At 52.1% G+C, this 13,957-nt stretch carries 9 protein-coding genes; 4 read left to right on the top strand and 5 right to left on the bottom strand.

Annotated features, from left to right (window positions below; genetic code table 11):
• The first annotated feature begins 59 nt into the window (after nt 1–59).
• Complete coding sequence (locus tag LLY24_RS03215; RefSeq protein ID WP_259034812.1) at nt 60–3,131, top strand: glycosyltransferase; 3,072 nt, start codon at nt 60–62, stop codon at nt 3,129–3,131.
• A gap of 49 nt (nt 3,132–3,180) precedes the next feature.
• Here LLY24_RS03215 and LLY24_RS03220 read toward each other — a convergent pair whose 3' ends face one another.
• From LLY24_RS03220 to LLY24_RS03240, 5 genes are all read right to left on the bottom strand, one after another.
• The gene (locus LLY24_RS03220; RefSeq protein WP_259034813.1) at nt 3,181–4,512 is read right to left on the bottom strand and encodes an NAD(P)-binding protein; all 1,332 of its coding nucleotides are present in this window, start codon (nt 4,510–4,512) and stop codon (nt 3,181–3,183) included.
• Nucleotides 4,513–5,229 (bottom strand): class I SAM-dependent methyltransferase, encoded by a 717-nt coding sequence (locus tag LLY24_RS03225; protein ID WP_259034814.1) that lies wholly within the window; start codon nt 5,227–5,229, stop codon nt 4,513–4,515.
• Complete coding sequence (locus tag LLY24_RS03230; RefSeq protein ID WP_259034815.1) at nt 5,226–6,167, bottom strand: ATP-grasp domain-containing protein; 942 nt, start codon at nt 6,165–6,167, stop codon at nt 5,226–5,228. The genes LLY24_RS03225 and LLY24_RS03230 overlap by 4 nt, the downstream gene beginning before the upstream one ends.
• The gene (locus LLY24_RS03235; RefSeq protein ID WP_259034816.1) at nt 6,164–7,282 is read right to left on the bottom strand and encodes a DegT/DnrJ/EryC1/StrS family aminotransferase; all 1,119 of its coding nucleotides are present in this window, start codon (nt 7,280–7,282) and stop codon (nt 6,164–6,166) included. The genes LLY24_RS03230 and LLY24_RS03235 overlap by 4 nt, the downstream gene beginning before the upstream one ends.
• Before the next feature lie 542 nt (nt 7,283–7,824).
• Nucleotides 7,825–9,777: a methyl-accepting chemotaxis protein gene (locus LLY24_RS03240; RefSeq protein ID WP_259034817.1), complete on the bottom strand. Its 1,953-nt coding sequence runs from the start codon at nt 9,775–9,777 to the stop codon at nt 7,825–7,827.
• A 281-nt stretch (nt 9,778–10,058) separates the two neighbouring features.
• Here LLY24_RS03240 and LLY24_RS03245 point away from each other — a divergent pair, with 281 nt between their 5' ends.
• From LLY24_RS03245 to LLY24_RS03255, 3 genes are read left to right on the top strand one after another with little or no spacing between them, the layout of a single operon-like run.
• Nucleotides 10,059–10,739 carry a hypothetical protein gene (locus LLY24_RS03245; protein ID WP_259034818.1) on the top strand — a complete coding sequence of 227 codons (681 nt, stop codon included), beginning with the start codon at nt 10,059–10,061 and terminating at the stop codon, nt 10,737–10,739.
• 53 nt (nt 10,740–10,792) lie between these two features.
• Nucleotides 10,793–12,367, top strand: a complete 1,575-nt coding sequence (locus LLY24_RS03250; protein WP_259034819.1) for an ATP-binding protein — start codon at nt 10,793–10,795, stop codon at nt 12,365–12,367.
• The gene (locus LLY24_RS03255; RefSeq protein WP_259034820.1) at nt 12,364–13,935 is read left to right on the top strand and encodes an ATP-binding protein; all 1,572 of its coding nucleotides are present in this window, start codon (nt 12,364–12,366) and stop codon (nt 13,933–13,935) included. The genes LLY24_RS03250 and LLY24_RS03255 overlap by 4 nt, the downstream gene beginning before the upstream one ends.
• The last annotated feature ends 22 nt before the right edge of the window (nt 13,936–13,957 follow it).

Consider the following 13,957-nt stretch of genomic DNA (forward strand, 5'->3'; position numbering starts at 1 on the left):
GTCTTCGAGTCGACACAGTAAACTAACGGCATGATTATTGTCGCTACGTGAGTCGTTTAATGGCTAAGCAAAAAGCGGTACCGGTGATCGAGAAACGCAAACCTCGTTTGCTGTGGGCAAACCCCTTCTGTCTGCTGGATACATCGAGCGGTGCCAGCATGAGCGTACGACAGATGCTGCGGCAACTGGCGGCCAACGGGTACGAAGTACAGATACTGGGGGCGACGATTTTCGATAACCCCAAAGGCGCTGGGCTGCTCAAAGAGCAGTTTCCCGACTTGAATCAACGCCTGCACCAGCTCATCGAGGCCAACGATGGACCGCTGATGCATCAAATGATCGTCAGTAACAGCTTCAACCGTAACCATTTAACGAGCCACGAAGAGAGTCTATGGTACAGCCAGTACCTTTACATGCTCGATTCGTTCAAGCCCGACGTCGTATGGTTCTACGGAGGTCAGACGCTGGATCTTCTGATCGCCGATGAAGCGCGGGATCGAGGTATCGCCGTCGCGTTTTACCTAGCCAATGGAAGCTATCAGTCGCCACGCTGGTGTCGCGACGTGGATCTGATCGTCACCGACAGTCAGGCCACGGCAAAAATGTATCAAGACAAGATCGGCTTCGTCTCGAAGCCAGTAGGCAAGTTCATCGATTCTACTCATTTCGTTGCCGAGCACCATGAACGGCGTCGAGTGCTCTTCGTCAATCCTAGCTGGCAAAAAGGAGTGAGCATCTTCGTTCAGCTCGCGGAGAAACTCGAGCGAGAGAGGCCGGATATCGAGCTCGAGGTCGTGGAAGCTCGAGCGGACTGGTCTGCGGTGCTGCGGGAAACGACTCAGCGCATGGGGCAGCAGCGCAGATCGCTTAAAAACGTTACGGTCACCGGCAATACCAGCGACATGCGGGGGCCCTACAGCCGTGCCCGCGTTCTGGTCGCTCCCAGCCTCTGGTGGGAGAGCTCCGGCCGTGTGCTGGCCGAGGCTATGCTCAACGGCATACCGGCGCTTATCACCAACCGGGGCGGAATGCCTGAAATGGTGGGCGATGCGGGCATTGCCTTCGATTTCCCGACTTCCTGCTATGAAGAGCCTTACCAGCACTTTCTCGATGACAAAGAGCTTCAGCCGCTGTTCGATGCGGTGGTGGCGTTTTACGACGACGACGCGCTTTATCAGCAGTATGTAGCGCGTGCCTTCCAGGTCGGCGAACAGAAACACCATATCGACCGCGCGACGGAAAGGTTGCTCAACGCCTTTGCCCCCTTAGTGCGTGAGCGCGCCGGCAACAAGGACTTTTCGATCAGCCAGAAGAAGCGTCATCGGCAGCGTCTTCCGAGCAGGGCAACGCGGCCTGAGCTGAAGGTGGATCGCTCCCTGGAACAGTTGATCAATGGCAAGAGCAAAGGCGTGCTGGGTAGCGATACTCAGACAACTACGCTGCACTTGGCCGAGAACTTTACCTGGCAGCTCAAGGGCAAGATCATCGTGCTGGATAACCGCGCCAGCCTGATCAAGCGCGGCCTGGCCGATCAGATGGCCGCAACCGGCGCCTTCGGCATCGTCGCTTTCGATCCAGCTAGCGAAATCAAGACGCCCAAGCAGTACGAAGGCAGCGATACGATCCAGCTTTTCCAGCATGCGCTGCTGGGCGACGGCCAGCCGACCACGCTTCATGCCTGTGTGGCGCCCGAGATGAGCAGCACACTGGCGCCGCTACCGGCAGAGCAACTGCCCGGGCGCTATCATTTAGGCACCCAGGAGATCGCCGAGCTTCCAATCAATACGGTAGCGCTGGACAGCATCACGGGGCTTGAAAGCCTCGATTGGCTCATTCTGGATGAGTTGAGCGATGCCATGGCGGTGCTGGAAAACGGCAAACAGTATCTTGAACAGACACTGCTGATTCAGGCACGCGTACCGTTTCAATTGACTCACGACAAACAGCCGAGCCTTGCCGAGTTGCAGTACTGGGCGAGCCGTAATGGATTCCGCTTCTATCGTTTTCACAACATCAGCCACTACAGTCATCTGCCCGAAAAGGTGAACGAGCGTTCGCCTTGCGCCAGCGAACAGGAAAGCGCAGATATACTGCTTTTGCCCGATGCAGAGCGCCTGGGAACCATCAGTAAAGAAAGAAAGGTCAAGCTGGCCTTCATCTTGAGCAGTGTGTTTGCTGCCCACGATATAGCCTTCGAACTGTTATCCGAGGTGGACCAGGATAAAGCCCTGGCCTTTCTGGAAGCCCGATCTCTTCTTCCCAGACTACCTGAGCAGCGTAACGTCAAATCCGTCATGCCCCCGGCAGGCCCTGTCGTCCTTCCGGAAGAGCATCACAATGGTAAACCCTTGGTCAGTGTCTTTTGTGCGACTTACAACCACGTAGATTTTCTAGAGGAGGCCATCCAAGGGATCATTGCCCAAAGAACTCGTTTTCCATTTGAAGTGATCATTCACGACGATGCTTCGACTGATGGCACGCAGGAGATCATCAGAAAATACGCATCCCAGTACCCCGACTTGATTAAGCCTGTCTATCAGGAGAAGAATTTATTCCGACAAGGTATAAAAGCGACGGATTTCTGCTTTCCCAGACTGCAAGGGAAGTACGTTGCGCTATGTGAAGGGGACGACTACTGGACGGATCCCGAAAAACTCCAGAAACAGTTCGACTTCATGGAAAGTAATGAAGAGGTAGTCATGTGTCATCATGACGCTTTCATCTTTGACAAGAATGGAGAAGTGGCTCCATCGAAATTGAGAGATGACTTCAAGAGAAGCTATACTCAGGAAGAAATGCTACGTAACAACTGTTTCATTTTAACGTTGAGCATGTTTTTCAGAAAGAAGTTTACTCATTTTCCTGAAGAAAAATCTTATGTCGGTAATGGGGACAGCTTCCTGATCGCTTTGCTGGGGCAGTACGGTAAAAGTCACTACATGGAGGATATAACGCCTGCAGCCTACAGGCTCCATGGCAATTCGATATGGTCGAGCAAAAGCGTAAAGGAAAAGAATAAGATGCAGGCCAATACGTTCAAGTGGATGTCGCGGTACTACAAGCGGATGAAGAAGAAGGATCTCGCGGATTATTATGCTTGGCAGGAAAGTAATTTCTTGAAAGAGAGCTAAAAGCTGCCTTTACAGTTCGTGAAAGCCCCCGCCGAATGGCGGGGCGCATTCATATATAGTGGGTGAAATGCTTGTGGATACTGGCGAGTACCTCAGACTGCAAGAAGGGAGCCGTTTTCTCACCACGACCCAGGAAGTAGTGATCGCCGGCTACCTTTTCGATCGAGATCGCAAGGGATGATAGCGCCTGACGATTCTTGTTGGTCATCATCGGGAACCCACTTGCTAGCCTCTCGGTTCTATGAAAGACGATCGATGTACTGGGATGGATAAAGCCAAGTGTGCACAAGTCTGCCAGATAGGTGCGTACATCCTTGTCATCGATGGGCGTTTGATCGTTTCTCAAGACTTCGATCGAAATTCTCGTGTCATCGGCCGCATTCAGTATTCGGGAGTAGTTGGTGACACGAAAAAAGTGATCAGGGCGATCGAGATTGTAAAAAAAGGCGAGTTCCGAGATCGGGGCATGGCTGAGTACCATATGAATGACATGGTGCTCGAGAGGGCGATCAAAACGAGATGTTTGTATATCGATGTTGAGCAAGTTTGCCGTTGCGAACGTGCTGGTGGCAAATGCCAGGGTATCGAACTCGAGCGTGTGGTTGTTTCCCCCGTGACGGACATCGATTCGATGATCATTGATCGTCATGATATTCGTGTTCATCCAGATCTTGACGCCTCTTTCCTGCAATCGACGAGCAATTCCATCGACGACAGAAAATGTACCTTTCTCCTTGGAATAAAATCTTCTTCTTGGATTCTTCAGTGTGTCCGGCATTTTGCGTTGATCAGGAAAAGCGACTAGAGAGGTGGCATTGGAAGCTTGTCGCCACTCTTTCTGGTCGAACGATAGAACACGATCTTGACCGATGATACTCAAAGCATTGAAACTCAATTCACATGCTTTTTTCTGAAAAATAGCTTCAGCCATTGGTATCGATATATGGTCTGAGTATGATGGTCCAAAAACACTTCGGCAATAGGTGCTCAAATTCGACATATCATGATCTGAAGATGCATTCTTCAGATATTGAACGGTTTCCTGTCTTACTTGAGCATTCTGAACTAGAGGGTAATGAGAATTTTCCTGTAATTTACCATTAAATACACATCCCGAATAGCCGTGGTCGGGAAGGTAGTAAAGAGCGCTCTCTGGCGGTACATGGGTCATGAAAGAGTCTATGTCGGCTATTCCACATTCACGAAATAAATGGGTTCCCTTATCAAAATAATAATCTTCGGGATAATGGTGGCCGTACAAAAGCCCCCCTACGTGGTCAGCTTTCTCGATGACTGTTATATCACGTTCAGGATCGGCCTTTAGCGCCATATGAGCCATGAAAAGGCCTGATATTCCACCGCCAATGATGACCAGGCTCATTCAAAGCTCCTTCACACGCGCGATGCAAAGCAATCGTTCACTTCGATGAAGTGCCAGCTTGCCAGAAATCTTGAAGCAAAGTTTCATCAGTACAGGATGCGCCATATCTTTCTTGATCAACCAATCTTCCCAGTGCCTCTTTTGCTTGCCTACGGGTATAATCTTGACATTGAGTCCGTGAGCTTCGAAGAGGGACTGAATTTCACGTTTCTTGAAGAACGTAATATCAAAAAGAGGATCTTCCTTCTTCTTCTCTTCGAAATAGTTCGAAAATTGCTCATTATGGCCATTATGCACGGTAAGAACGACGTATTCCTTTGTCACTCTAATCTGCTCACGAATCAAGGAGTGAATCGTTATTTCGTCGAACAAGCCGATGAAGCCATTGCTAAAAGAAATATCAAATGACTTGTCTGCAAATTCGAGATCGAGCGCGTTCATTCGATGAAACCGATCTTTTATATCGGGAAATTCCATTTTTGCCAAAGAAACCGACTCATCTGAAAAATCTATTCCATGACAAATATAACCAGCTCTATTGAGAAATGCGGTATCACGAAAACTGCCTGCGCCTATCTCGAGTATGGAAGCTTTTTTACTTGCGAAAATTGACTTGATGTAGTATCCGTGTCTCAAATCGTGTTGATAGTTTTTGAAAAGCAATTTCCACTGCTCGTCCCATGAGGTGCTGGTGCCCAGTACAGCGTTCTTCTTCATGATACGACTCTTTGATAAATGGTTTTATACGTTTTCGAAGAGTAATCTAAACGATGAGGTATTTCTTTATGTTGGAAGCATTGAAGATGGTACTTGGGTATATCGATGCCGGAAAGTACGGAAAACTCGATACCTGCCGAAGGACGTGGGTTTATATCCATCGCATAGTAAATACCATCTGATTCGAGATACTCTATGTTGATGGCTCCATGGATATCCAACTCATTCATTATTCTTTCGGTGATTTGTTCGAGCTGTTCATTGTATGCAACGGTGACTGCTAGGCCCGCACCGTTGCTCGTCCTAGTTATTTCTTCTCTACATACCGTAATGCAGTTGCCATAGAGGTCTCTAACAGCATCGACAACGTAGTGCTTTCCAATGATAAAAGGTTGAAAAACGTAGTTTTCATAGCGTTTGCTATGGCTAACCGAAAGGCGTGTTTCAGGATCCTTTATTATTAATAAACCTTGGCTGCTTCTTCCATTTCTAGGCTTGGCAACGACAGTCGAAGTTATGCTTGCAATATCTTCTTGTTCAAATGTGGGTATTGTTGAAAATCCTTTGTCTTTGAGATTTTGAGCCCAGTTCTTCTTGTCTCTAGATTGTAGTACTGCCTCTCTTCCAGGTATGCAAAAAGTGCTTTTGGTATTCAGTATGAACTCATCGTGAAGGCTGAGTATATCGATTTCTGGATCGGTTATCGGCAACACGTAATCGATATCATGGCGCTTTATCACGCTGGCTATGAAATCGAGATATCGGGTTGTGTTGCTGGAGTGAGGGGCTCTCTCAAAAAGATCGATATGCTCTGTACCTGCAAGATGAAGCTGGTCATTGATATCAGTAGCAACGATCTTTGCATGAAAATTTTTCTTTAGTGATGAAGCAAGACAGGAAGCCGAGAAAGAGCCAAAGGAGGTGATCAAAACGTTCACGGGTTACTCCACGCCTTGATAAGCTTTACGACTCTCATCGCACTATGGGGGTCCAAATCGCTGTAGATGGGCAAGCAGATGACTCTCTCGGAAGCCCATTGTGCAATTTCGGTATTGTAAGAGCGATCAATATGGCTATCTTTATAAATCATTTGTTGATTTATTGCGGGGTAGAAGTAGCGCCGTGCGTATATATTGTTGGCACGCAGTTGAGCATAGAGTTCGTCTCGTTTTAGTGGGTAACCATCTTCCACTACGATCGGAAAATATGAGTAATTGCTCTTGACTTGCGTCTTAGGACGAAGAAGTGTAATTCCTTCCATGCTTGCTAATTCAGCCCGGTACAGGCAATCGATCGACCGGCGTGCGCTCAACGCTTGATCGATGTATTTTAACTGAAGTAACCCGAAAGCGGCATTGATTTCGCTCATTTTACCATTGATACCTGCAGCTACGACGGTCACTTCATCCACAATGCCGAAGTTCTTGAGGTTATCAATATGCTTCTTGGTCTTCTTGTCGGGGCATATGATGGCTCCGCCTTCGAAGGTGTTGAAGACTTTGGTGGCATGGAAACTGATGACACTCAAGTCACCGTGTCTCAGGATACTACCTCCTTGGTCCGTTACCCCAAATGCATGTGCAGCGTCATAGATGACCTTGAGGTTATATTTATCAGCGATTTCTTGTATCGCATCGACGTCACAAGGAGTACCGTAGCAATGAACAGGCATGATTGCCGTCGTGCGCGGTGTAATCGCGGCTTCGATTTTTGCAGGATCCAGATTGAAACTGTCAGGCTCTATATCCACAAAAACGGGCGTTATATCGTTCCAGGTCAATGAATGTGCAGTGGCAACGAAGGAAAAGGGTGTCGTAATAACTTCTCCTGTGATACGTAGCGCTTGCAGTGCCGTCAACAAAGCAATAGTGCCATTATTGAATAATGCAATTTCCGGTACGTCTAAGTAGTTGCATAGCGCTTGCTCAAGCTTTTGATGCATCGGACCATTATTGGTCAAACGCTTGCTATCCCATATTTCTTCAAGATAAGGTATGAATTCTTCCAAGGGCGGTAAAAAAGGTTCAGTAACGAAAATAGGTTTATTGCTCATGTCTGTCTCTTAATCAAAATGAACCAGCCTTTGGATATTAAATCGAGATCTATGTTTCTTGTTTTGAGTCGAATGTGTTTCTAAATTTTAGATGAAAATTTATTCCCAATTTTTTTGATCGACATTATAAACGTTATCAACCTAGGCAAGGCCGCGATATGAGCTGTTTTTACCGTCTTTTTTTCTGAATTGCCTTGAGCAAGCTGCTCTGCAGTTATTTCCTATAATGGTTGTTTTTTTAAATCGCTAATACGCTTTGTTCATCACTTTTATATGTATTTACTACCTTGTTTTTAGTTGTTATAAAATTAAAAAATTAAACGAGTGAGAAGTCTTTGAAGCCTATATGGAGCGATTCTTGCCCGTTGACGTATATGCACGAACGCTCGAGCAGGAGAAGTTTCATTCCTACATGACGTCCACGCTGATATAGCTACTGACAACGGTGAAGGCAGCTCTAGAAAGGCCGCTCGAGAAGCCGCCTTTCTAGAGTGATCCACTTTAACTGGTTGACGGCTTGCTACTCGCAGGGGGGCGCGAGATCAATAACCTGAATGCGCGAGCGCCGGCGTCTGCCTCGCCTCACTCACCTTGAACCACCCCACCGTCTCGCCCATTTCTGATGCCTGCTCATCCAGTGCGCCGCTGGCGGTGGCTACTTCCTCGACCAGCGCAGCGTTGTGCTGGGTCACTTCATCGAGCTGGGCGAGCGCCTGGTTGATCTGCTCGATGCCGACGGACTGTTCGCTGGCGGCCGCCGAAATCTCGTTTACTAGGGCCGCTGTCTGCTGTGCGCGTTCGGCGATGGTAGTCAGCGCCTCGCCGGTGGCGTTCACCAGACTCGAGCCTTGAGTGATGCTCTCGACGTTGTACTCGATCAACTGGCGAACCTGCTTGGCTTCTTCCGCGCTGCGGCTGGCAAGATTACGCACTTCTGATGCGACCACGGCGAACCCGCGCCCCTGCTCGCCAGCGCGAGCGGCTTCCACCGAAGCATTGAGGGCCAGGATGTTGGTTTGAAAGGCGATACCGTCGATTGCTTCTATGATGGCGGTGACCTTCTGGTTGGCCGCGTGAATTCTCTCCATGGCCTGGCGTGCCTGCTCGGCAACCTGAGTGGCCTCGCTTGCCTGATCGGCCATGGCCTGGGTGGAGTGGCGCGCTTGCTGGGCGGTCTCTGTGCTCTGGCGCACGTTGGCGGTGATCTGCTCCATGCTGGAGGCGGTCTGTACCAGTGAGGAGGATTGCTCTTCGGTGCGCTGGGCGAGATCCGCGTTACCCTTAGCGATTTCTTGACTGGCAAGCGCCACCGACTGCGCGCTCTGTTTGATACCGGCGACCAGTTCTTCGGTCTTGGCGCTGGCGTCATTGAAGGCCCGGTAGAGTGTCGATAGCTCGTCGCTGCCCGGTACCGCCAGCCGCCGAGTGAGATCACCGCCACGGGTCTGGATATCTTCAAGCGCGGCTTGAAGTGGGCGTGTGATGCTGCGCACGATCAACCAGGAGAGCAGTAGGGCAAGCAGAGTGGCCGTCAGGGAGGCTGCAAGATAGAGCACTAGCCCTTCGATGGCATCGCCGCGCAGGCTTTGGGCCGTCTCAAGCAACTGGCGGGACGCTTGCTGGCTGATACCGTTCAAGCGGTCGATTAACTGGGTCTGCTGTTCGAACCAGGTCTGATGATTGACGCCGAAATTGCCATCGGTACCACGTTCGATGGCAATGTCTCGCATGCTCGTCAGCGTTTGAGCAAGCGGACTTGTGAGCACCTCGTACAGAGACTGCTTGAGCGAAGGGGCCGCCAGCCGCTCGAAGCTGTGTGCATAGGCATCGGAGCTGCCCGACAACGAAAGCACGTTGCCGTAGGCGGCGGGCGAGAGGGCATCGGTACTGAAGGCGGTGGTCAGCACCGCGCGCTCGATGCCGGCCAGTTCCTTGATGTTGAGTAGGTGGTAATAGGCATTGAGCTGGCGAACGATGTCGCCCTGCTCGACGCTGAACGTTAACTGACTTACCAGATCGATCAACAAGCCGTTGATAGTCGTGTAGTACGCGCTGGACTGGTCGCCCTGTAGGGCCTGTTGGTCAATTCGTTGACGTATGTTGCCCAGTTCGTCAAGCGCCTGGCGCGCTTGGGCAAGCCCTGACGCCAGCCCTGCAGGCGCCGTGCTCAGGCTCGGCTCGATGATATGAGCGTTAAACTCTTCAAGCTTTTGATCGGTCAGGCGGCGTTGATCGGGAAGCTCGCTACGAAAGTTCTGTCCGCCGCTCCCAAGAAAAGCGGCGGACATGCCGCGCTCGCGTTGAAGCTCGTGTACCAGATCTCCTGCGTATTGGCTCAAGTGCGTCATCCGCTCGAGCTCGCTCATGTTCGATACGACGTGGCTGCGCTCGGAAATGCCTGAGCTGGCAAGCCAAGCCAGCGTGACCAGAGGTAGAAAAAGGACTAAGGCGAATTTACGACCAACAGGCGTGCGATGCAGTAACTTTAACATCATGTGATCTCGTGAAAGGTTTGAAGAGTGTCCTTGGTCGCATTCTCTGCGATATTTTTTATAAGATATTCTACTTATCGCCCGAAATTAAAATTAGTTAAGTTTTTTTGTATGAGCGTTGTGATTTTTATTCAAACAAGATATTCGATTTAGTTATGAGAAAGGCTGCAACTGCACTGATCGAGCAAGTGCTTAGATAACCAACTTGCCTTTTATCCCTTCTCGCCGATACTGCTTGGTTCGAATCGATAAGAAAGAGGAGCATAGAGGAGCATGGAGGCGAAATGACTCCCCAAACACTAGCGCTCACCTTGGCCATTGGTGCGGGGTGGCTGAGTTTTAACTCGGTGGTGATCATCGGGTACTTCTTGCTCACCCGCCGTGAGGCGTTGGGGCTTACCCAGCCGCAAGGTGGCGCGTGGCTTAAGTGGCACCGGCAAAAGCGCCAAGCGCTGCCGCGCTCTGTGCCCTCCGTTGGCCACTCGCAAGATCTCGATAGGGAGGAGCCCCCCATCGAACAAGTGGTTGCGCCCGAGATAGCTCAGGTGGTGGCAGCGCCCACGGAAGAGGACCTTGGCTCCCATGCGCTGTTCGTGATTTTCGAGACACCAAGTGCTGGCATTAACCAACAGCTATACGCCCTGCTCAAAGCGTGGGAAGGTCACTTCGATGAAGCCCACCGCCTTTATGTGATATCGGGCGCCACGCCACAAAACCCCATCAAAATTGCCCACGCCTACCCGCCCGGCGAAATGCCCGGCCCCGAGGCGTTCACGGATGACGCAAGCTTCTTGAGCGGCGTGAGCCTGATGGTCAAACGCCCCAAACGCAAACGCGGCTTCGATAAAGTGCAGCTTGCCAAGCTGGTCGAGCTAAGCCAGGCGATAGCCGCGTTCGGCGGCAGCGTGCTGGATGAACAGCGCAAGCCCGTGACCCGCAAGGCGCTGAAGGCGATTACGGGGTAGCTTCTTATAGGCGTGTTATGCTCTAGCAAATGGTTTCACCACCGAGCGCCGTCATGACCCATCTTGAGCGTCAAAAACTGCCCATAGGTGTGCAGACCTTCACCGATATTCGTGAAGACAATTACTACTACGTCGATAAAACGCCGTTGTTGCATCGCTTGATCGACGAGGGCAAATACTATTTTCTCTCCCGCCCGCGCCGCTTCGGTAAAAGTCTGCTGCTCGATACCCTGCGCTGCCTCTTCGAAGGCCGCGAGGGCTTGTTCGACGGGCTCTATATTCAGGACAAGTGGGACTGGCAGAAGTCGCACCCGGTGATTCGGCTGAGCTTCGCTGATGGTCACCTGACCAGTCGCGATACCCTGGATGCCCATATTCGCTACCAGCTAGGCGCGCTCCGAAAGCGGTTAGGAATCGAGGGTGAGCGCCCAGAACTTATTTCCAGCGACTTTTCTGAATTGATCGAGCGAGCACACCAGCACTTTGGCGAGCGTGTGGTGGTACTGATCGACGAGTACGACAAGCCAATTCTGGATAACATCCTCGACGCCGAGCGCGCCCGCGAGCTGCGCGAAGGGCTCAAGAACCTTTATAGCGTACTTAAAGATGCCGACCCGCATCTGCGCTTTGTACTGCTAACGGGGGTCTCCAAATTCAGCAAGGTGAGCCTGTTTTCGGGGCTTAATAACCTCAACGACATTACCTTGGATGCTCCCTACGCGACGATTTGTGGCTATACCGATGCCGATATCGACCACGTTTTCGCGCCCGAATTGCCGGGGTTCGATCGGGCTCATATCCAGCGCTGGTATAACGGCTATCGCTGGGGCGGTCAGGACGTTACAGCGGTCTATAACCCCTTCGATGTCCTACTGCTATTTCAAAAGCGACAGTTCGGCCCCTATTGGTTCGAAAGCGCGACACCAACGTTCTTGGTGGATCTGCTAAAAGCGCGGGGTGTGTTTACGCCAGCGCTGGATCGGCTCGAAACGGAGGCAAGTTTGCTCAACCGCTTTGATGTTGACGATATCGCCAGCGAAGCGCTGCTCTTTCAGACCGGCTACCTGACCATTAAAGCGGTCGAGGAGCCACTGCTCGGCTACCGTCTCTATACGTTGGGCTTTCCTAATCAGAAGGTCGAAGTCAGCCTCAACCAGGCGCTCCTGCCTGCTCTAGGCGTTCGCCACAGCCCACGCGAGCGAAAGAGTCTGTTCACCCATTTGCATGCCCACGACCTCGCAGGCCTTGAAGCGCACCTGAAATCCCTCTACGCAGGTCTCCCCCACGATTGGTACCGCAATAACCCCATCGCCCAGTACGAGGACCACTACGCCAGCGTGTTCTACAGTCACTTTGCTGCCCTGGGCGTGGACGTAGTCGTAGAAGATGCCAGCCACCACGGCCGGGTGGACATGGCCGTCGAGGCGTTTGGGCACCGCTATCTGTTCGAGTTCAAGGTGGTCGAGCAGTTGCCCGAAGGGCGGGCGCTCGCGCAAATCAAGGCACGCGGCTACGCCGACAAATATAGAAGCCAGGGCCTGCCGATCCACTTGGTCGGCGTGGAGTTCTCCCGCGAGCAGCGTCAAATCGTTGGCTTCGAGGTCGAGACGCTGAAGGAGGGGCAATGATGTTGACCGAGCGTCAAAAACTACCCGTAGGCGTGCAGGCTTTCGACAAGCTGCGCACCGGCGGTTACTACTACGTGGATAAAACGCCGTTGCTGCACCAACTGGTGGAGGAGGGCGGCTACTACTTTCTCTCCCGGCCACGGCGCTTCGGCAAGAGCATGCTGCTCGATACCTTGCGCTGCCTCTTCGAGGGCCGTGAGGAGCTGTTCGACGGGCTCTATATTCAGGACAAGTGGGACTGGCAGAAAGCGCACCCGGTGATTCGGCTGAGCTTCGCCGATGGAGTGGTACACAACCGCGAAGCGCTGGACGTTCGCATTCGTGACCAACTGCTGATTCAGCGCGAGCGGCTGGGCCTAACTGAGCCGCGCCCATCCGATATCCCTGGGGAGTTCTCCGCGCTGATCCGCGAGGCGCATCAGCACTTTGGCGAGCGCGTAGTGGTACTGATCGACGAGTACGACAAGCCGATTCTGGATAACATCCTCGACGCCGAGCGTGCCCGCGAGCTGCGCGAAGGGCTCAAGAACCTTTATAGCGTGCTCAAAGATGCCGACCCGCACTTACGCTTTGTGCTGCTAACAGGGGTTTCCAAATTCAGTAAGGTGAGTCTGTTTTCGGGGCTTAATAACCTTCGTGATATCACGCTCTCCAGCACTTACGCGACGATTTGCGGCTATACCGATGCCGATATCGACCGCGTCTTCGCGCCCGAGTTGCCAGGGCTTGATCGCGCTAACATTCAGCGCTGGTATAACGGTTACCGCTGGGGTGGTCAGGAGGTCACAGCGGTCTATAACCCCTTCGATGTGCTGCTGCTATTCCAAGAGCGCCAGTTCGGGGCGTTCTGGTTCGAGAGCGCGACACCGACGTTTCTAATCGATCTCTTGAAACAGCGTGGCGTGTTTACCCCGCAGCTGAATCGCTTACAGGCAAAGGCGCAACTGCTTGGACGCTTCGATGTCGATGACATCACCACCGAAGGGCTGCTGTTCCAGACGGGCTACCTGACCATTAAAGCCGTGGAAGAGCCGCTGGTAGGCTACCAGCTCTATACGCTGGGCTTTCCCAATCAGGAGGTGGAAAGTAGCCTCAACGAACTATTGCTACCGGCGTTGGGCCTGCGCGACAGCGAACTTCAGCGCCACCAGTTGGGGTTGATCGACGTGCTGCGCCAGCACGACATCAAAGGCCTTGAAACGCATCTCAAAGCCCTCTACGCAGGCCTCCCCCACGACTGGTACCGCAATAACCCCATCGCCCAGTACGAGGGCCACTACGCCAGCGTGTTCTATAGCCACTTTGCCGCTCTAGGCGTCGGTGTCATCGTAGAAGATGCCAGCCACCATGGCCGAGTAGATATGACCGTCGAGGCGTTCGGGCATCGCTATCTGTTCGAGTTCAAAGTGGTCGAGCAACTGCCCGAAGGGCGGGCGCTCGCGCAGATCAAGGCACGCGGCTACGCCGACAAATATAGAAGCCAGGGCCTGCCGATCCACTTGGTGGGTGTGGAGTTCTCCCGAGAGCAGCGCCAGATCGTCGGCTTCGAGGTCGAGACGCTCTGCTGAGCAAGGTAGTTTGTAAACCTGA

The sequence above is a fragment of the Halomonas dongshanensis genome (assembly GCF_024790395.1).
Lineage (GTDB): Bacteria > Pseudomonadota > Gammaproteobacteria > Pseudomonadales > Halomonadaceae > Vreelandella > Vreelandella dongshanensis.

Excerpts from the sequence above, each read along its gene's own strand:
- LLY24_RS03220 (WP_259034813.1), bottom strand. The coding sequence starts at position 4,512 with ATGAGCCTGGTCATCATTGGCGGTGGAATATCAGGCCTTTTCATGGCT.
- LLY24_RS03215 (WP_259034812.1), top strand. The coding sequence starts at position 60 with ATGGCTAAGCAAAAAGCGGTACCGGTGATCGAGAAACGCAAACCTCGT.
- LLY24_RS03225 (WP_259034814.1), bottom strand. The coding sequence starts at position 5,229 with ATGAAGAAGAACGCTGTACTGGGCACCAGCACCTCATGGGACGAGCAG.
- LLY24_RS03255 (WP_259034820.1), top strand. The coding sequence starts at position 12,364 with ATGATGTTGACCGAGCGTCAAAAACTACCCGTAGGCGTGCAGGCTTTC.
- LLY24_RS03245 (WP_259034818.1), top strand. The coding sequence starts at position 10,059 with ATGACTCCCCAAACACTAGCGCTCACCTTGGCCATTGGTGCGGGGTGG.
- LLY24_RS03250 (WP_259034819.1), top strand. The coding sequence starts at position 10,793 with ATGACCCATCTTGAGCGTCAAAAACTGCCCATAGGTGTGCAGACCTTC.
- LLY24_RS03240 (WP_259034817.1), bottom strand. The coding sequence starts at position 9,777 with ATGATGTTAAAGTTACTGCATCGCACGCCTGTTGGTCGTAAATTCGCC.
- LLY24_RS03235 (WP_259034816.1), bottom strand. The coding sequence starts at position 7,282 with ATGAGCAATAAACCTATTTTCGTTACTGAACCTTTTTTACCGCCCTTG.